At 63.8% G+C, this 18570-nt stretch carries 18 protein-coding genes; 10 read left to right on the forward strand and 8 right to left on the reverse strand.

The window, feature by feature from the left end; all coding sequences use genetic code 11:
• Positions 1-149 precede the first annotated feature (149 nt).
• Positions 150-1682 (forward strand): YifB family Mg chelatase-like AAA ATPase, encoded by a 1533-nt coding sequence (locus ACTJKM_RS15315; protein ID WP_058326253.1) that lies wholly within the window; start codon positions 150-152, stop codon positions 1680-1682.
• A 65-nt stretch (positions 1683-1747) separates the two neighbouring features.
• On the opposite strand, the gene cysK is transcribed toward ACTJKM_RS15315, so the two are convergent.
• Together cysK and ACTJKM_RS15325 are read right to left on the reverse strand one after the other, a co-directional pair.
• Positions 1748-2716, reverse strand: coding sequence for a cysteine synthase A (cysK, locus tag ACTJKM_RS15320; RefSeq protein ID WP_058326254.1), 969 nt, complete (start codon positions 2714-2716; stop codon positions 1748-1750).
• Positions 2717-2852: 136 nt separating this feature from the next.
• Entirely contained in the window at positions 2853-3470 is a 618-nt protein-coding gene (locus tag ACTJKM_RS15325; protein WP_058326255.1) for a LysE family translocator, read from the reverse strand.
• Positions 3471-3645: 175 nt separating this feature from the next.
• On the opposite strand from ACTJKM_RS15325, the gene ACTJKM_RS15330 reads away from it, so the two are divergent.
• Positions 3646-4278 carry a LysE family translocator gene (locus tag ACTJKM_RS15330; protein ID WP_058324607.1) on the forward strand — a complete coding sequence of 211 codons (633 nt, stop codon included), beginning with the start codon at positions 3646-3648 and terminating at the stop codon, positions 4276-4278.
• Positions 4279-4348: 70 nt separating this feature from the next.
• On the opposite strand, the gene ACTJKM_RS15335 is transcribed toward ACTJKM_RS15330, so the two are convergent.
• Together ACTJKM_RS15335 and ACTJKM_RS15340 are read right to left on the reverse strand one after the other, a co-directional pair.
• Positions 4349-4654: an NIPSNAP family protein gene (locus ACTJKM_RS15335; RefSeq protein ID WP_057247940.1), complete on the reverse strand. Its 306-nt coding sequence runs from the start codon at positions 4652-4654 to the stop codon at positions 4349-4351.
• Entirely contained in the window at positions 4651-5565 is a 915-nt protein-coding gene (locus ACTJKM_RS15340) for a DMT family transporter (RefSeq protein WP_058326256.1), read from the reverse strand. The genes ACTJKM_RS15335 and ACTJKM_RS15340 overlap by 4 nt, the downstream gene beginning before the upstream one ends.
• Before the next feature lie 131 nt (positions 5566-5696).
• Between ACTJKM_RS15340 and ACTJKM_RS15345 the strand changes: the two genes are divergently transcribed.
• Positions 5697-6134: an Lrp/AsnC family transcriptional regulator gene (locus ACTJKM_RS15345; RefSeq protein ID WP_057248242.1), complete on the forward strand. Its 438-nt coding sequence runs from the start codon at positions 5697-5699 to the stop codon at positions 6132-6134.
• 53 nt (positions 6135-6187) lie between these two features.
• On the opposite strand, the gene dut is transcribed toward ACTJKM_RS15345, so the two are convergent.
• The gene (dut, locus tag ACTJKM_RS15350) at positions 6188-6661 is read right to left on the reverse strand and encodes a dUTP diphosphatase (RefSeq protein ID WP_058324609.1); all 474 of its coding nucleotides are present in this window, start codon (positions 6659-6661) and stop codon (positions 6188-6190) included.
• 91 nt (positions 6662-6752) lie between these two features.
• Between dut and ACTJKM_RS15355 the strand changes: the two genes are divergently transcribed.
• Positions 6753-8336: a peptide chain release factor 3 gene (locus tag ACTJKM_RS15355; RefSeq protein WP_058324610.1), complete on the forward strand. Its 1584-nt coding sequence runs from the start codon at positions 6753-6755 to the stop codon at positions 8334-8336.
• 77 nt (positions 8337-8413) lie between these two features.
• Here ACTJKM_RS15355 and ACTJKM_RS15360 read toward each other — a convergent pair whose 3' ends face one another.
• From ACTJKM_RS15360 to ACTJKM_RS15370, 3 genes are all read right to left on the reverse strand, one after another.
• The gene (locus ACTJKM_RS15360) at positions 8414-9112 is read right to left on the reverse strand and encodes a B3/B4 domain-containing protein (RefSeq protein WP_058326257.1); all 699 of its coding nucleotides are present in this window, start codon (positions 9110-9112) and stop codon (positions 8414-8416) included.
• 33 nt (positions 9113-9145) lie between these two features.
• Entirely contained in the window at positions 9146-10063 is a 918-nt protein-coding gene (locus ACTJKM_RS15365; protein WP_058326258.1) for a DMT family transporter, read from the reverse strand.
• A 91-nt stretch (positions 10064-10154) separates the two neighbouring features.
• Positions 10155-10961, reverse strand: coding sequence for an AraC family transcriptional regulator (locus ACTJKM_RS15370; protein WP_058324613.1), 807 nt, complete (start codon positions 10959-10961; stop codon positions 10155-10157).
• 177 nt (positions 10962-11138) lie between these two features.
• Here ACTJKM_RS15370 and ACTJKM_RS15375 point away from each other — a divergent pair, with 177 nt between their 5' ends.
• The 6 genes from ACTJKM_RS15375 to nirB all read left to right on the forward strand — a co-directional run.
• Positions 11139-11726: an ANTAR domain-containing response regulator gene (locus ACTJKM_RS15375; RefSeq protein WP_058324614.1), complete on the forward strand. Its 588-nt coding sequence runs from the start codon at positions 11139-11141 to the stop codon at positions 11724-11726.
• A gap of 38 nt (positions 11727-11764) precedes the next feature.
• Positions 11765-13066 carry a CmpA/NrtA family ABC transporter substrate-binding protein gene (locus ACTJKM_RS15380; RefSeq protein WP_425986052.1) on the forward strand — a complete coding sequence of 434 codons (1302 nt, stop codon included), beginning with the start codon at positions 11765-11767 and terminating at the stop codon, positions 13064-13066.
• Positions 13067-13412: 346 nt separating this feature from the next.
• Entirely contained in the window at positions 13413-14705 is a 1293-nt protein-coding gene (locus tag ACTJKM_RS15385) for a CmpA/NrtA family ABC transporter substrate-binding protein (protein ID WP_058326259.1), read from the forward strand.
• A 58-nt stretch (positions 14706-14763) separates the two neighbouring features.
• Entirely contained in the window at positions 14764-15657 is an 894-nt protein-coding gene (ntrB, locus tag ACTJKM_RS15390) for a nitrate ABC transporter permease (protein ID WP_082663437.1), read from the forward strand.
• Positions 15658-15671: 14 nt separating this feature from the next.
• Entirely contained in the window at positions 15672-16472 is an 801-nt protein-coding gene (locus tag ACTJKM_RS15395; protein WP_058326260.1) for an ABC transporter ATP-binding protein, read from the forward strand.
• Between the two features lie 4 nt (positions 16473-16476).
• Positions 16477-18570 (forward strand): nitrite reductase large subunit NirB (gene nirB / locus ACTJKM_RS15400; protein WP_440660557.1); only part of this gene is annotated, 2094 nt, incomplete at its 3' end.

Here is an 18570-nt window from a genome sequence, read left to right on the forward strand (position 1 = left end):
GTGCCCTTGCCAACGACAGCGCGTAGGTCTTGCCTCAGATGTTCCGTAATTGTTCTTGTTTTTGTGCGTGAACCGTGCAAGGCTCCGTCTTGCAACCCAAGGCGGTTGCGGCGCCCGTAATGACGGGCCGCCCGGGCGAGGGAGCAACCATGGTCGCGCGCGTCAGCACGGTCGCATTTCAGGGTATCGAGGGTCTGCCGGTCGACGTTCAGGTGATGGTCGCGCCGGGCAAAGTCGGCATGCAGATCGTCGGCCTGCCGGACAAGGCAGTGGCCGAAAGCCGCGAGCGGGTGCAGGCAGCGCTTCATGCTTCGGGTCTGGCGCTGCCGGCCAAGCGCGTCACCGTCAATCTCGCCCCCGCCGATCTGCCGAAGGAAGGCAGCCACTTCGATCTTGCGATCGCGCTGGGCCTGATGGCGGCGCTCGGCGCCATTCCCGGCGATGCGCTCTCACCCTATGTCGTGATCGGCGAGCTCAATCTCGACGGCACCATTGCCGCCGTTGCCGGCGCCCTTCCCGCCGCGATCGGCGCCAATGCGCTCGGCAAGGGGCTGATCTGCCCGGCCGAAAGCGGGGCGGAGGCTGCCTGGGCAGGTGCGGAGATCGACATTCTCGCACCGCGCAGCCTGATCGCGATCGCCAACCATTTCCGCGGCACGCAGGTGCTTTCGCGGCCTCAAGCCGCGATCCGCTCGGGCGCTGCCAACCTGCCCGATCTCGCCGACATCAAGGGACAGGAAAGCGCCAAGCGGGCGCTGGAGGTGGCTGCTGCTGGCAACCACAATCTGCTGATGGTGGGACCGCCGGGGTCGGGGAAATCGATGCTCGCCGCGCGGCTGCCGTCGATCCTGCCGCCGCTCAATCCGGCCGAGCTGCTCGAAGTGTCGATGATCCACTCGATCGCCGGGCAGTTGCCGGGCGGCAAACTCTCGGATCGGCGGCCGTTCCGCACGCCGCACCATTCCGCAACCATGGCCGCCATGGTCGGTGGCGGCTTACGCGCCAAGCCCGGCGAGGCCTCGCTCGCCCATCATGGCGTCTTGTTCCTGGACGAGTTTCCGGAGTTCACGCCGCAGGTGCTCGACGCACTGCGCCAGCCGCTCGAAACGGCGGAATGCATTATCGCCCGCGCCAATCACCGGGTGAGCTATCCCGCCGCCATCCAGCTCGTCGCCGCCATGAACCCCTGCCGCTGCGGCATGGCCGGTGAACCCGGGCGCAGCTGCGCCCGCGGCCCGCGCTGCATGACCGATTACCAGGCGCGCATCTCCGGCCCGCTGATGGACCGTATCGATATCCGCATCGACGTTCCGGCCGTCAGCGCCGCCGATCTGTTGAAGCCGGCCGCAGCCGAAAGCAGCGAAGTCGTCGCCCGTCGTGTTGCCCGCGCCCGTGCCCTGCAGACCGACCGCTTCGCCGCCCTCGGTCATCCGGAGTTGACGAGCAACGCCCGGTGTTCGACATCGATGATCGAGAAGATCGCCGAGCCCGACGCAGCGGGCCTGCAACTCCTCCGGGACGCTGCCGAGAAAATGAAATTCTCCGCCCGCGGTTACCACCGCGTGCTGAAGGTCGCACGCACGCTCGCCGATCTCGATGGCGCGCAGACCGTCGGCCGCATCCATCTGGCCGAAGCGATTTCCTACCGCATTGCCGGCGAGAGGCTGCAGGCGGCGGCGTAGCGGTCGGTTCGAAACAAAAGGGCGCCGCGAGGCGCCCTTTCCTTTCGTGGGAGAAGGCTTGTCGATCAGCCGCCGAGGCCTTCAAACAGCGCGGTCGAGAGATAGCGTTCGGCAAACGACGGGATGATGACGACGATGGTCTTGCCGGCGTTTTCTTCGCGCTGGCCAACCTCGATCGCCGCCGTCAGTGCTGCGCCGGCGGAGATGCCGACCGGCACGCCTTCGAGCCTGGCGACGAGGCGAGCAGCCTCGATCGCTTCGCCGCTGTTGACGGTGACGATCTCGTCATAAACGGAGGTGTCGAGGATCACCGGCGCAAAGCCCGCGCCGATGCCCTGGATCTTGTGCGGGCCCGGGTTGCCGCCGGAAAGCACAGGGGACTCTTCCGGCTCGACTGCGATCACCTTGATCGAGGGTTTGCGCGCCTTCAGCACCTGGCCGGCACCGGTAATCGTGCCGCCGGTGCCGATGCCGGACACGAAGATGTCGACAGCACCTTCGGTGTCGTTCCAGATTTCCTCGGCGGTCGTCTTGCGGTGGATTTCCGGGTTGGCCGGGTTCTCGAACTGCTGCGGAATGATGGCGTCGGGCAGCGTCTCGACCAGTTCCTGCGCCTTGGCGATCGCGCCCTTCATGCCCTTGGCACCTTCCGTCAGCACCAGCTCGGCGCCAAAGAGGGCCAGCATCTTGCGGCGCTCGACCGACATCGTTTCCGGCATGGTGAGGATCAGCTTGTAGCCCTTGGCGGCGGCGACGAAGGCGAGCGCGATGCCGGTGTTGCCCGAGGTTGGCTCGATCAGGGTCGTGCGGCCGGGAGTAATCTTGCCCTGGGCTTCCAGGCTCTCGATCATCGCCACGCCGATGCGGTCCTTGACCGAGGCGATCGGGTTGAAGAATTCGAGCTTGGCGAGCAGGTTCGCCTTGACGCCCTTCTCCTTGGCAAGCTTGTCCAGCCGCACGATGGGCGTATCGCCGATCGTCTCCGTGATCGAGGAATAGACGCGGCCGCGGCCGGGCTTGCGTGTGTCGGACATGGGTTTCTCCCTTGGGCGTGAACTGTCAGCTATGAGAATAGGAACAATGACTGCTCAATTCCAGCACGACAAAGACGCAGCGACGATCCGCCGGAGGAAAAAGCACCGGCGAAGTTGTTGTTCAGGAAAAGTTTTTTCAGCTCGCGCGGACGGCGATATAGGCGGCCGTTCCCGCCAACACGCTGGCTGCGACCCGGTTCAGTGCTTGCAGCGCCTTTGGCTGCTTGAGCAGCAGCCGTGCGCGCGCCGCGAGCAGCATATAGGGAACCAGCACGGCCAACAGCACCAGGAAGGTTGCCGCCAGCAAAAGGCCGTAGTCGCGGGGGCCGATGTCTGCGATGTCGATCAGCGTCGGCACCAGCGCCACATAGAACAGCATCGTCTTCGGGTTGCCGAGGGTGACGAGCAGGCCGGAGAGGAAGGACATGGCGGCACTCGTCGACGGTTTCGCCTTGATGTCCTCGGGCAGCAGCCCCGCGGTCCAGAGTTTCCAGGCGATGTAGCCGAGATAGAGGACGCCTGCGAATTTCACCACCAGGAAGACCGTGGTGAAGGTCTGGGCGATCAACGCCAGCCCGAGCACGACAGCCGTCAGGTAGATCATGTCGCCGAGCACGATGCCAAGACCCATGAAGAAGGTTTCGCGGAAACCGGAGCCCAGCGCGCGGGCGACGAGCGCCGTCACGCCGGGACCCGGTATGGCCGCAGCGATGAAGAGTGCGCCGCTATAGGCGATGAGAGCCGCGAGCGTCATGGGCATTCCTTCCGGTGGCGATGCCGATTTCTAGCGCAGACGGACAAAAAAGGGAAATCAAGGAACGACGACCGATGGGCGCCTGACGACAAAATTGATCGGGTGACAAGTCTGGCGTTGTCCGCCGACGCGGGATCGGTAGAGCTTGCAGAAAACGAGCGAAAGGCGCCTCTCAATGCCCGAGTTGAAAGATATCATCGGCTTTGCCCTCCTTGCACTCGGCATGGTGCTGACGCCGGGGCCGAACATGATCTACCTGATCTCGCGTTCGATCAGCCAGGGGCCGGGCGCCGGATTGATCTCGCTCGGCGGCGTGGCGCTCGGTTTCGTCGTCTACATGATTTCGGCCGCACTCGGCATCACCGCGCTGCTTCTCGCCGTTCCCTTTGCCTATGATGCGCTGAGAATTGCCGGCGCCGGCTACCTTCTTTATCTCGCCTGGCAGGCTGTGCGGCCGGGTGGCCGCTCGCCGTTTCAGGTCCGCCATCTGCCGAAGGACGGGCCGAAGAAGCTGTTCGTCATGGGGTTTCTGACGAGCCTGCTCAATCCCAAGGTGGCGGTGCTCTATCTCTCGTTGCTGCCGCAGTTCATCCGGCCGGAACTCGGCAATGTGCTCGGCCAGTCGCTGGTCTTCGGGTCGATCCAGATCATGACCAGCGTTACCGTCAACGCGATGATCGCGCTTGCCGCCAGCGGCATCGCGGCCTTCCTCGCCGGGCGGCCGCTGTTCATGGTGGTGCAGCGCTGGGCCATGGGTACGGCGCTTTTCGGCTTTGCGCTGAGCATGGCATCGGAGGCGCGGCGTTAATCCGCGCTCACGTTCTTTCAGGTGACGCAATTCCGGACGGAAAACCGCTTCACACTTTTCCTGGAACTGCTCACTCGAAAACCGGCCGCATGAAGCTGCGCTCATAGCTGACGATGCAGCGCGTCTTCTCGGCATAGGCGAAGGCTTCCTGGCATTCCGGATCCGCGGCCATTTCCTGGCGGTAGCTTTCATAGGCCGCAAGGCTCGGAAAACTGAAGAGCGCGAGCGCGATGTTGTTCGCCCCTTCATGCGGCATGAAATAGCCGTGATGCGTGCCGCCGAGGCGATTGACGAGCGGAATCCAGAGCTTGGCATAGTGCTCGAACTCGGCGGCCTTGTAAGGGTCGATGACGTATTTCAGATAGCAGGTGATCATGCGGCTCTCCCTTCGCGCTCCCGCTTGATAGAAGAGGGCAGGCGAAGTTTCCAGCCGAGATTCATGCCGGCGGCGGCAATGAGGATGGCGATCGAGCCGAGGATCTGGATCGGTTGCAACTGATGGCCGAAGGCGATGCGATCGACGACGATGGCGGCAATCGGATAGACGAAGGAGAGCGCGCCGGTCATATGCGTCGGCAGCCGCTGGATCGCGCCATAGAGCAGCACATACATCAGTCCCGTGTGGACGATGCCGACCGTGACCAGGATCGTCCATTGCCCGGTACCAGACGGGGCGGGCGCTGCGAGCGCCATCGGCGCCAGCATCAGGGTGCCTGTGATCACCTGGATCAGCGCGATCAGGTGCGGCGGCGTGCCCTTGAGCAGCTTCGTCGCGATCGCTGCGATCGCGTAGAAGAAGGCCGCGCCGATCGAAAGTGCTACGCCGATCAGATAGCTTTCCGGCGCGAAGCCGTGGCCGGGTTTGGCCGAAATGATCGCCAGCATGCCGGCAAACGAGACCGACAGCCAAAAGATCTTGGTGGCCGTGATCTTCTCGCCGAGGAACAGCGCGCCGAGCCCCAAGAGCATGAAGGGCTGGGTGTTGTAGACCATCGTCGCGATCGAGATCGACGCGTGGGAATAGGCGGCGAAGAGCAGCAGCCAGTTGACGACGATTGCGACGCCGCCGACGATCGAAAGCAGCAGCATCCGTCGGCTGAAGTGGCGGCGGTCGAACAGACCGAGAAACCAGGCAATGCCGACGAGTGTCACGGCGCCGAAGACGCAGCGCCAGAAGACGACGCTCGTCACCGGCTGCCCCGACTTCAGCACGAACCAGCCGATGGTTCCGGAAATCAGCATCGCGGCTGTCATCTCGATGCTGCCGCGTTTGAGTTCGGTATTCATGTTCGCCGCTCCATGTTGGTGATCGGAGAATAGCCGGTGCTTGCAGCCTTTCCCATGGATGAACGAAGGCAATTGTGTTAGATTGCCTAATTATCGAAGTTCTGTTTGTTGCAATGACTTATGGTGCCGTGATGCTGGACGAGATTGACCGACGGATCCTAGACATTCTGGCAGCCAATGCCCGGGTATCGCTGAAGGAGCTGGCGCAGGAGGCAGGCCTTTCCTCGCCGAGTGCTGCGGATCGTCTGCGCAAGCTGGAAGAGCGCGGCGTTCTCGATGGCTTCACCATCGCTCTCAATCCCCAGAAAGTCGGCTATCCCCTGCAGGCGGTCATCCGCGTGCGGCCGATGCCGGGCATGCTGCACATCGTCGAGCGGCTAATCCAGGACACGCCCGAAATCGTTGAATGCGACAAGGTCACCGGCGACGATTGCTTCATCGCCAAGCTCTTCGTGCGCGACATGGCGCAGTTGGACACGATCCTCGACCGGATCGCCGAGAAGGCGCAAACCAACACCTCGATCGTCAAGTCTTCGCCGGTCAAGCGCCGCTTGCCGCCGTTAATTTAAGAGAGCAATTCCAGGAAAAGTGTGAAGCGGTTTTCCGTCCGGAATTGCGTAGATTAAACCCCGGTCGAGCCGAAGCCGCCGGCGCCGCGCGTCGTCTCGCTGGCATTGTCGCTCTCGCGAACGGTGACCTGCGTGACCGGCGCGATCACCATCTGGGCAATGCGCATGCCGCGCTCGATGAGGAAGTCTTCGTCACCGAGATTGATGAGCAGCACCTTCACCTCGCCGCGATAGTCGCTGTCGATGGTGCCGGGGGTGTTGAGGCAGGTGATGCCGTGCTTGAAGGCAAGGCCCGAGCGCGGGCGGATCTGCGCTTCATAGCCCACGGGGACCTCGAAGATGAAGCCGGTCGGAACGAGGGCGCGTTTGCCCGGGGTGAGCATGAGCGGCCGATCGCCGGGAACGGCTGCGCGCAAATCCATGCCGGCGGCGCCTGCCGTCTCATAGGCGGGCAGCTCGAGGCCTTCGCCATGCGGCAGGCGAACGAGGTTGAGGGTCGGGCGGGAAACGGAGGGGTGCGTGCTCATGACCGCATAAGCCGGGCGGCGGGCGCCTCGGTCAATTGCATAATCGGGGCCGAGCCTGTAAAGGACGCGGCAACTCACAGGATTCTACGACATGGCTGAAACTCTCGCCGAGGCGGTCTCCCGCCGCCGCACATTTGCGATTATCGCCCACCCGGACGCCGGTAAGACCACTCTCACCGAAAAGCTGCTGCTGTTCGGCGGCGCCATCCAGCTCGCCGGCGAGGTCAAGGCCAAGAAGGATCGCATCCAGACCCGTTCGGACTGGATGAAGATCGAGCGCGAGCGCGGCATCTCGGTCGTCACCTCGGTGATGACCTTCGAATATGGCGGCAACGTCTTCAACATTCTCGACACACCCGGTCACGAAGACTTCGCTGACGACACCTACCGCACGCTGACGGCGGTCGATGCCGCTGTCATGGTCATCGACGCCGCCAAGGGTATCGAGCCGCGCACGCTGAAGCTCTTCGAAGTCTGCCGCATGCGCGACATCCCGATCATCACCTTCGTCAACAAGATGGACCGCGAAAGCCGCGATCCCTTCGAGATCCTGGACGAGGTCGAGGAAAAGCTGGCGCTCGACTGCGCGCCGGTGACCTGGCCGATCGGCCGCTCGAAGACCTTCTGCGGCTCCTACAATCTCGCCCACGACACCGTGCGCGGCTCCGACACGCAGGAAATCCCGACCAAGGTCAACGGTCCGGAAATGGCTTCCCACCGGCTGCCTGAGAACGAGCGCGACGCCTTCACCGACGAGCTGACGCTGGCGATCGAGGCCTGCAAGCCCTTCGACAAGAAGGCTTTCCTCGAAGGCCACCTGACGCCGGTCTTCTTCGGTTCGGCGCTGCGCAACTTCGGTGTGCGCGATCTCATCAACGCGCTCGGCGACATCGCGCCGCCGCCGCGTGACCAGGTGGCGGATATCCGCACGGTGCACGCCACCGACGACAAGATGACGGCCTTCGTCTTCAAGATCCAGGCCAACATGGACCCGAACCATCGCGACCGCATCGCCTTTGCCCGCGTCTGCTCCGGCAAGCTGGAGCGCGGCATGAAGGCGCGGCTGTCGCGCACCGGCAAGCAGCTGGGCCTCAGTGCCCCGCAGTTCTTCTTCGCGTCGCAGCGCCAGCTCGCCGACACCGCCTATGCCGGCGACGTCGTCGGTATCCCCAACCACGGCACGCTCCGGATCGGCGACACGCTGACCGAGGGCGAGTCGCTGGTGTTCCAGGGCGTGCCGAATTTTTCGCCGGAAATCCTGCGCCGCGTGCGTCTGGAAGATGCAATGAAGGCCAAGAAGCTGAAGGAAGCGCTGCAGCAGATGGCGGAAGAGGGCGTCGTGCAGCTCTTCTCGCCCGAAGACGGCTCGCCGGCAATCGTCGGCGTCGTCGGCGCGCTGCAGCTCGACGTGTTGAAGGAGCGCCTCAGCGCCGAATACGGCCTGCCGGTTTCCTTCGAAATGTCGCGCTTCTCGGTCTGCCGCTGGATCTCGGCTGATCAGCCTGCCGAACTCGACAAGTTCGTCACGGCCCGTCGCGGCGACATCGCCCGCGACCTCGATGGCGACCCGGTGTTCCTGGCGCAGGACAGCTTCTCGCTGCGCTACGAGGCGGAACGCTATCCGGCGATTAAGATGGTCGCGATCAAGGAGTATCACGTCGCCAAGGCGGCGTGATCGATTTCTCGTCCGGCCGGTGCCTGAGGCATCGGCCGGTTTTCCGGCGCCTGCCGCGCCGTGTCGGAACGACTTCCCTAAATCGAAAAATCGAAACGCCGTGACGAGCGATCCAGCATGGCCATGCTCGGGCGAGTGCTCCAAGCTGCAGAGATCGCTTCCGAAAGCGCAGTCATCAAACGCGCGACGTCCTCTCGCGCCGTTTCGTGCATGGCTTCGGCAACGATCAGCGCATGCGCCGTCTGCGGCCGGATCGCCGAATGGCCGCTCTGCCGGTTGGTCCAGCGCCGGGCATGGGCCCGTCCTTCGGCATCCGCGAAGATCACTTCGCCGGGTTCCGGGTTTTCCGTTTCGTCTGCGAAGGTCAGATAGGTCTCGTTGCCGACCGCGCGGCGGACGTGCAGAAAATCGCTGACGTTCGAAAGGTCGAAGACCGCGATGGGAATCGCGGAGGCGAGCGAGGCGGCGTTGCACAGATCGATCAGCGGATGGATCGCCGGCAGGCTGCCTTCTTTCCGGAAGCGCCGGAGCAGCGCCTCGGAGGCGGAGCGATACTGTGTCGGCTTCAGCCCCATCCTGGCAAAGGTTCGGCGCCATGCCTGGATTTCCGGCAGATCGCTTTCCGATCCGGCGCCGAGGCGGTCCTCTGCGATCGCCTGGAAGCGGCGAACATGGTCCTCGACCGAAACTTCGCTGCGTACGTTGTCGATGAAGAGTGCGCCGACGTTGAGCTCCGGGAAGTCGCGCCAGATATCGTCTGCGTGTTGGAAGTGCATGGAGGCCCTCGGATTAGATGCGTTCATTCTGGCTCAAGCCTTCCCTGCCTGAAAGGCGCGCGCTGTCCTTCGGCTGGCGCGGATCTGGGGCACGGTCAGGCCAAGTACGGCGGCGAGCACGCAGCCGATCCCAAGCAACTGGTGAGTGCCGACCGGCTCGCCGAGCAGAAGAAAGGCAAAGAGCACGGCGGAGACGGGCGCCAGCGCTGTGAAGACGGAAGCCTCGGTGCCGCTCACCCGTGCGGAGCCGGCATACCAGAGCACGAAGCCCGCCACCGTCGGAATGAGCGCATAGTAGAGAACCGCAACGATCGCGCCCTTGTCGATCCGTGCGGCCGAAGGTGCCTCGAAGAGCGCGGGGATGAGGGCGACGGCGAGGCCGAGACCTGCCATCAGCGTCGAAAGGGCAAGCGGAGAGATCTCGGCCCTGACGCGCTTGTTGATGAGGATGAACAGGCCCTCGCAGATGACGGCGCCGAAGATGAGGGCGATGCCGAACGGGGAGTGCGCGGCGCCTTCGCCGGGCTTGAAGACGATGGTCAGCACGCCGACAGCGGCGAGCGCGATCGCCGCAAGCATCCGGCGGTCGGGGCGCTCGCCGAGAAGCAGGATGGCGATTGCGGCGGAAACGATCGGCAGGGTCCCGATCACCACGCCTGCGTCGGTTGCGGACGTCAGGCTGAGACCGGCGATCAGCAGGGTGGTGTAGCCGACGCTACCGGCACCCGCCTGGGCGATGAGGATCAGCCAGTCGCGCCGCCCGAGTTTCGGCCACGGCGTCTCGGTGATCCACTTCAGCAGCAGGAACAGCGGGAAGGCGATGGCGAAGCGCATGGCCGTCGCGGTGAAGGGCGCAAGCCCGGCGGCGATGATCTTGCTGGCGATCACCGTGCTGCCGACGAGGATCATCGCCAGCGACAGATAGAGATAGCCCTGAAATTTTTCCGACATGTCCGTTCTCCGTTGCAGTGCCGCGCTTGTCGATGCGCAGGTCGAGCAATGCGCCGGAGGTGGAGGCGGGTCTTGAACGGAATTGCGGGTGCTACCGCCTGGCCTCGGCATAGATGCCGGGCGAAAGGCCGTATTTACTGACGAAGACGCGCGTCATGTGGCTCTGGTCGGCAAAGCCGGCCGCGAATGCGGCCTCTGCCAGCGGTGTGCCTGCGCCGATCAGTCGGCGGGCGAGATCGATGCGGCGCTGGACGATATAGGCATGCGGCGTCAGGCCGACCGCTCTCGCGAAGTTGCGCACGAGCTGGAAGCGGCTGAGCTTTGCTTCGACGGCGAGGTCGGTAAGCGTGATCGTCGCCGTCGGATCGTCGTCGATCATCGTTTTTGCAGCGGTGACGGTTGCCGGTCTTTCGTGGTGCTGGGGTCTGCCGGTGGCAAGAACGCTCGCAAGCAGCAGCAGAAGCCGCTCCTCGCGCCGGATCGTCTCATCCTGTGCTTTGGGACCGGTGATCGCCGTGAACAGTGCCCGGAATTGGTTTGCCGCTTCGGCGTCCTTAAAAGCCGGTAAGGCAAATTCTCCAGCGTCCGAGCGGCCCTGGCTGATATCCTCGGCGGCGGTGGCAATGACGGAAGGATCGAAATAGAGCATGCGCCAGGAACGGCCGGCGTCACCGATCGGTGCGCCGTCGTGCACCTCGCCGGGGTTGACGGTGATCAGGTCGCCGGCGCCGGCCTCGACCATGCCGCGGCCGCTGAGCGATTTCTGGGCGCCCTGGTAGATGAGGCCGATGCCGAATTGCTCGTGGGTATGGCGGGCGAAGGAATGGCGCGTTTCCGCCTCCACCGCGTCAATGCCCGCGGTAGCGCTGCGCAGCATCCTGAACTGACCCTTTGCCATCCGCGCGCCGATCCTTTTGCTCCCACGTCTTTTACATCGTCCGACCGCATCCCGCTATCGTCGCGAACCTCGCCCAATCGATTGGCGATTCGCCTAAATTTTATGCATATAATACAAATGTCAAAACAATAGGCAAATCCTGTTGCGAAAAATGCTGCGCTGCATCATGATCGAGCGATGACACACCGGGACCTCACCATTCTCGTGATTGACGAGAACGCCATCCGCGCCTCGATCATCGAGGAAGGCTTGCATGAGGCCGGCCATCGCAAGGTCACGGTCATTCACGAGGTCCAGGGCGTCGCGCGCACCATCGACACGCTCAGGCCCGATGTCATCGTCATCGATATCGAAAACCCCAACCGCGACATGATGGAGCATCTGTTCCAGCTCACCCGCACCGTCGGGCGGCCGATCGCCATGTTCGTCGACCGCTCCGATACGGCGTCGATAGAGGCGGCGGTGGAGGCGGGCGTCTCCGCCTATGTGGTCGACGGGCTGAAGAAGGAACGCGTCAAACCGATCCTCGACATGGCCGTCAGCCGCTTCAACGCCTTCAGCCGGCTGCAGCGCGAGCTCGCCGACGCGAAATCGGCGCTGGAAGAGCGAAAGGTGATCGAGCGCGCCAAGGGCATCCTGATGAAGATGCGCGGACTTTCGGAAGACGAGGCCTTCGCGCTGCTGCGCCAGACGGCGATGAACGAAAAGAAGAAGATGTCGGAGATCGCGCAGAGCGTGGTCACGGCCGCGGGCCTGCTGATGTGAGAGCGCGGTTTCCGATGCTGTCGGAAGGAGACACCGGAGTGAACATCATGACGACCATCGACAATTCGCGACCCGGCGCGGCGGTGGGCGACGGGCTGCCGGCGCCGGTGAGACTGGGCGGCGAGGGGGCACGGACGATCCGAGCCGGCTTCATTCCGCTGGTCGATGCCGCCGTGCTGATCGTGGCGGCGGAACTCGGCTTCGCTCGCAAGGAGGGGCTGACGCTCGATCTCGTCAAGGACGTCTCCTGGGCCAATGTGCGCGACCGCCTCGCCTTTCGTCAGTTCGACATAGCCCACATGCTCTCGCCGATGCCGGTGGCCGCCATGCTCGGCCTCGGCTCCAATCCCTCGCCGACGATCGCCCCTTTCTCGCTCGGGCGTGGCGGCAATGCGATCACGCTTTCCAATCGGCTCTTCGCCCGCATGCAGGAGGAAGGCGCCCTTGGCGAAGTAGAGGATGCGCTCGCCCATGCGCGTGCGCTCGCCGCGGTGCTTGCCCGCATGCGCCAAAGCGGCGAGGCGGCGCCAAGGCTCGGCGTCACCTATCCCTTCTCCTCGCACAATTACGAGGTCCGCTACTGGCTTGCCGCAGGCGGCATCGATCCGGACCGCGACGTCAAGCTTGTGGTGGTACCGCCGCCGTTAACCTCGGATGCCCTTGCCGCCGGCGCCATCGATGGTTTCTGCGTCGGCGCGCCCTGGAACATGGTGGCCTCCGAGCGTGGGCTCGGGCGCATCGTCGCCGCCAAGCAGGACATTTGGCCATTGGCGCCGGAAAAGGTGATCGGCATGCGGCCGGAGTGGGCGGACAGCAATGCCGAGACCGTATCGCGCCTGCTCGTGGCGCTCGACCAGGCGGCGCGCTGGTGTGATGAGCCGGACAATCGCGGCACGCTTGCCGAACTGCTTGCCGCCCCCCGTTACATCGGTGCCCCGGTCGAAATCATCCGCCGGGTTCTCGCCGGAGAGTTCGCCATCGATGCGGCCGGCAACAGGCGAGTGATCGACGACTACTTCGTTTTTCATCGCGACCACGCCAACTACCCTCGTCCCGTCCAGGCACTGTGGATCTACAGCCAGATGGCGCGCTGGGGGCAAGTGCGGCTATCGCCCGAGATGCAGGCGCTGGCGGCTGCCGCCTATCGCCCCGACCTCTATCGCCAGGCGCTCGGCGGGGCCGCCGCTCCCGCCGCTCCCGCTATTCGTGTCGAAGGCGAGAGGCCGGGCGAACGCTTCATGGATGGGCACGTTTTCGATCCCGCAGATATCGGGGCCTATGTTCGCACTTTCCCCGTTCGCGCTTTGGCGGAGAGCGTTTCGGTCGAGCAGGAGGGTTGAGGATGGCGCACCATGTTTGTGCAGAATCCCGATGCGGAATATGTGCACCGCACAATAATTCAGCAGAGTCTACAATAGGCGCATTTATGGGCGCCGCATCTGCATCCGGAAATTACGATTTGAATTCAAACCACTAAGGGGCGTGGCGGCGAACTGGCACGGCCCTTGCTTTTCTAGAAATGCTTCGGTCAACGGCGATTGAAGCTATCTCAAACGCCAGATCGCGTTTGCCAACGACACCGACGTCGCAAGGTTTTTGTTTTCCGAGGGTTCCTCCCGATCCCGGACGCAAGCACCGAGCGGCGTTTTTTTATGTCCGTTATCCGGCCAGCAGAGGAACCTGCGCATGACCAAGTTTTCGACCGGCGGTCTGACCCGCCGAAGCCTGCTGAAGACCACCGCGACCGTTGCGCTCTTCGGCGCGGTCAAGTCGGCCTTCCCATCCGGTGCCTTTGCGCAAGGCTCCGGGCCGGAAACCACCAAGGCCGTGCTCGGCTTCATCGCGCTCACCGACTCGGCACCGCTGATCATCGCCAAGGAGAAGGGCCTCTTCGACAAATACGGCATGACCGAAGTCGAGGTGGTCAAGCAGGCCTCCTGGGGCACGACCCGCGACAACCTGGTGCTCGGCTCCGCCGGCGCCGGCATCGACGGCGCCCATATCCTGACGCCGATGCCCTATCTGATCTCGACCGGCAAGGTTACTCAGAACAACCAGCCGCTGCCGATGGCGATCCTTGCGCGCCTCAACCTCGATGCCCAGGCAATCTCGGTCGGCCAGGCCTATGCCGACCTCAAGGTCGGCCTCGATGCATCCGCGCTCAAGGAAGCTTTCGCCAAAAAGAAGGCCGAAGGTGCCGCCGCCAAGGTGGCTATGACCTTCCCCGGCGGCACCCACGATCTCTGGATCCGCTACTGGCTCGCCGCCAGTGGCATTGATCCCGATAGCGATGTCGAAACCATCGTCGTGCCGCCGCCGCAGATGGTCGCCAACATGAAGGTGGGCACCATGGACTGTTTCTGCGTCGGCGAGCCCTGGAACGAGCAGCTCGTCAACCAGAAGATCGGCTACACCGCCGTCAACACCGCCGAAATCTGGAACGAGCATCCGGAAAAGTCCTTCGCCATGCGCGCCGACTGGGTGGAGAAGAATCCGCGTGCTGCCAAGGCGCTTACCATGGCGATCCAGGAGGCGGCGCAATGGTGCGACGACATGGCGAACAAGGACGAACTGGCGAAGATCGTCGGCAAGCGCAGCTGGTTCAACGTGCCGCCGAAGGACATCGTTGATCGCCTCAAGGGCGAATACGACTACGGCAATGGCAAGGTCGTCGAACAGAGCCCGCACTTCATGAAGTTCTGGCGCGATCACGCCTCCTATCCCTTCCAGAGCCACGATACCTGGTTCCTCACCGAGAATATCCGCTGGGGCAAGTTCGCGCCCGATACCGACGTCAAGGCGCTCGTCGCCAAGGTCAACCGCGAGGATATCTGGCGTGAGGCCGCCAAGGATCTGGGTGTCACCGACGTGCCGGCATCCACCTCGCGTGGCGTCGAAAAATTCTTCGACGGCAAGATCTTCGATCCCGCGGATCCGCAAGCCTACCTCAAGAGCCTTTCGATCTCGCGCGTCGCCTGAGCCATCGCCGATGCTGGCCGGCCGCCAGCATCCGCTTTCGAATACCAAGGAGAACGGCATGACCGTCACCAACCTCAAACTCAAGGGCCCGTCGGCGCCGCGACCTGCCGCGCGCGTGATCGCCTTTACCCGCTCGGCGAAACCCGGAAGCAGTCGTCCGCTGCTCGAAAGACTCGCCGCCGGTGCCGCGAACATCGCGCCGCTCATCGTCACGCTGTCGCTGATCCTCATCACCTGGCAGGTCGTCTGTTCGGCGCCCGATTCCAGCCTGCCGTCGCCGACCGGGGTGCTGGAGGAAAGCTGGGAGCTGATCGCCCACCCCTTCTATATCGGCCAGGGCGTCGACCAGGGGCTCTTCTGGCACATCGCGGCGAGCCTTCAGCGCGTCGCGGTCGGCTATGCGCTCGCGGCGGTCGTCGGCATCGCGCTCGGCGCACTGGTTGGCCAGAGCCAGCTTGCCATGCGCGGGCTCGATCCGATCTTCCAGGTGTTGCGCACTGTGCCGCCGCTTGCGTGGCTGCCTTTGTCGCTGGCTGCTTTCCAAGACGGCAACCCCTCGGCGATCTTCGTGATCTTCATCACCGCCATCTGGCCGATCATCATCAATACCGCTGTCGGCATCCGCAACATCCCGCAGGATTATCAGAACGTCGCGAGGGTGCTGCGCCTCAACGCCTTTGAATATTTTGCCAAGATCATGCTGCCAGCCGCGGCGCCCTACATCTTCACGGGCCTGCGCATCGGGATCGGCCTCTCCTGGCTGGCGATCGTCGCGGCTGAGATGCTGATCGGCGGCGTGGGCATCGGTTTCTTCATCTGGGACGCTTGGAACTCCTCGCTGATCAGCGACATCATCGTCGCGCTGATCTATGTCGGCATCGTCGGCTTCCTGCTCGATCGCCTCATCGCCCTCGTCGGCCGCGTTGTCACCCGCGGCACCGCAACCGCTTGAGAGAGGGGAAAGCCATGACCAAGAGCTATCTTTCGCTGGAACTGATCGACAAGAGTTTTGAACGCGGCGGCGTGCGCACCGACGTGCTGAAGCAGGTGTCGCTGTCGGTGGACAGGGGCGAGTTCATCTCCATCATCGGCCATTCCGGCTGCGGCAAGTCGACTTTGCTCAACATCGTCGCCGGCCTGACGCTGGCGACGACCGGCGTCGTGCTGCTCGACGGCCGCGTTGCCGACGAGCCGGGGCCGGATCGCGCCGTCGTCTTCCAGAACCACTCGTTGCTGCCCTGGCTGACCGTCTACGAGAACGTCCGCCTCGGCGTCGACAAGGTCTTCTCGCGCACCAAGAGCAAGGCCGAGCGCCACGACTGGACGATGCGCAATCTTGAACTCGTGCAGATGGCGCATGCGACGGACAAGCGCCCGTCCGAAATCTCCGGCGGCATGAAGCAGCGCGTCGGCATCGCCCGCGCGCTTGCCATGGAGCCGAAGGTGCTGCTGCTCGACGAGCCTTTCGGTGCGCTGGACGCGCTGACCCGCGCGCATCTGCAGGACCAGGTGATGCAGATCCATGCCGAGCTCGGCAACACGGTGCTGATGATCACCCATGACGTGGATGAGGCGGTGCTGCTTTCCGATCGCATCGTGATGATGACCAATGGCCCATCAGCCCGCATCGGCGAAATCCTCGACGTGCCGCTCGCCCGACCGCGCCGCCGCATCGAGCTTGCCGGCGACCGAACCTACCTCAAATGCCGCGAAGCCGTGCTCAAGTTCCTCTACGAGCGCCACCGCTTCGTCGAAGCTGCGGAGTGATCCCATGGCTGAACACACCACTGAAAAGCTCGTGATCATCGGCAACGGCATGGCGCCGGGCCGCATGCTGGAAGAACTCTTCGAGAAGGCCTCGGGCCGATACGCGGTGACGATCTTCAACGCCGAGCCGCGCGTCAACTACGACCGCATCATGCTGTCGCCGGTGCTTTCGGGCGAGAAGGACTACGAGCAGATCATCATCCACGGCGACGGATGGTACATCAAGCACGAGATCACGCTCTACAAGGGCCACAAGATCATCGCCATCGACCGTGACGCCAAGACCGTCACCTCCGACCATGGCGTCACCGAGAGTTACGACAAGCTCGTGATCGCGACCGGTTCGGTGCCATTCATCATTCCGGTACCGGGCAAGGACCTGCGCGGTGTCATCACCTATCGCGATCTCGACGATGTGCAGGCGATGCTGCTTGCGGCCCAGTCGCGCGAAAAGGCTGTCGTCATCGGTGGCGGTCTTCTCGGCCTCGAAGCGGCAGCCGGTCTCAATGCACGCGGCATGGACGTCACCGTCCTGCACGTCATGCCGACGCTGATGGAGCGGCAGCTCGACCCGTCCGCCGGCTACCTGCTGCAGAGGGCGGTCGAAGAGCGTGGCATCAAGGTCATCACCAAAGCGAATACCAAGCGGATCGTCGGCGAGGAGAAGGTCGAGGGCATTGAACTCGACGACGGCCGGATCATCCCGGCGACACTGGTCGTGATGGCGGTCGGCATCCGACCGAATGTCGGCCTTGCCAAGGAGGCGGGGCTTGCCACCAACCGCGGCATCGTCGTCGACGCCGGTATGCAGACGTCCGACGGGCACATCATGGCACTCGGCGAATGCGCCGAGGTCGGCGGCATGGTCTATGGCCTGGTGGCGCCGCTGTATGAGATGGCGCGGGTTGCCGCGCGTCACCTGGCCGGCGATCGCAGCGCCGCCTTTGTCCATTCCGATACGCCGACAAAACTGAAGGTGACCGGCATCAACCTCTATTCGGTCGGCGATTTCGCCGACGGCGACGGACGCGAGGAGATCGTCCTTCGCGATGCTACCGCCGGCATCTACAAGCGGCTGGTGCTCAAGGAGAACCGCATCATCGGCACGGTGCTTTACGGCGAGACCGGCGACGGCGCCTGGTTCAACGATCTGATGAAGCGTGGCACCGACATTACCGAAATGCGCGACACGCTGATCTTTGGCCAGGCCTATCAGGGAGGGTCGCCGCTGGACCCTATGGCGGCCGTTGCAGCCTTGCCGGATGATGCGGAAATCTGCGGCTGCAACGGCGTCTGCAAGGGCAAGATTGTCTCGACGATCGGGACCAAGAGCCTGACCTCGCTCGACGACGTGCGCGCCCATACCAAGGCGTCCGCCTCATGCGGCTCCTGTACCGGCCTCGTCGAGCAACTGATGTCGCTGACGCTCGGAGACACCTACAATCCCGCTGCCGTCCAGCCGATGTGCACTTGCACCGAGCTCGGCCATGATGACGTGCGCCGGCTGATCAAGGCAAAAGGTCTGAAGACCATTCCTGCCGTGATGCAGGAGCTGGAGTGGAAGACCTCCTGCGGCTGCGCCAAGTGCCGCCCGGCGCTCAACTACTACCTCGTCTGCGACTGGCCGGACGAATATGCCGACGACTACCAGTCACGGTTCATCAACGAGCGCGTCCACGCCAATATCCAGAAGGACGGCACCTATTCTGTGGTGCCGCGCATGTGGGGCGGCGTCACCAATTCCGGGGAATTGCGGGCGATCGCCGACGTGGTCGACAAGTTCGATATCCCCCTGGTCAAGGTGACGGGAGGCCAGCGCATCGACCTGCTCGGCATCGAGAAGGAAGACCTGCCGGCGGTCTGGGCGGATCTCGGCAAGGCCGGCTTCGTCTCCGGCCAGGCCTATGCCAAGGGGCTGCGCACGGTGAAGACCTGCGTCGGCTCCGACTGGTGCCGCTTCGGTACTCAGGATTCGACGGGGCTCGGCATCCGCATCGAAAAGTTCATGTGGGGCTCGTGGACGCCGGCCAAGCTGAAGATGGCGGTCTCCGGCTGTCCGCGAAATTGTGCCGAAGCCACCTGCAAGGATATCGGCGTC

Origin of the sequence: Ensifer sp. 22460 (assembly GCF_052044935.1) — a bacterium.
Classification (GTDB): Bacteria; Pseudomonadota; Alphaproteobacteria; order Rhizobiales; family Rhizobiaceae; genus Ensifer.